Here is a 249-nt window from a genome sequence, read left to right as displayed (position 1 = left end):
GCGACAGCTTGCGCCGCCTTTTAAACACTCGCCATGCAGCTTGTGTTTTTATCCGGTATTAGCACCTGTTTCCAAGTGGTATCCCAGTCTTAAGGGCAGGTTGCCCACGTGTTACTCACCCATCCGCCGCTCGCTTGTATCTTTGTCCATTCCGAAGAACTTCTAAAGGCAAGCTCGCTCGACTTGCATGTATTAGGCACGCCGCCAGCGTTCGTCCTGAGCCAGGATCAAACTCTCATTTTTATCATG

The 249-nt window shown here is 51.0% G+C and carries 1 rRNA gene; it reads right to left on the bottom strand.

What is annotated here, in order from left to right:
* Nucleotides 1–243, bottom strand: a 16S ribosomal RNA gene (locus KI210_RS08640); the annotation flags it as partial.
* Nucleotides 244–249 lie beyond the last annotated feature (6 nt).

The organism is Lactobacillus corticis (assembly GCF_018327645.1).
Classification (GTDB): Bacteria; Bacillota; Bacilli; order Lactobacillales; family Lactobacillaceae; genus Lactobacillus; species Lactobacillus corticis.
This window is presented reverse-complemented; position numbering and strand designations above follow the sequence as displayed.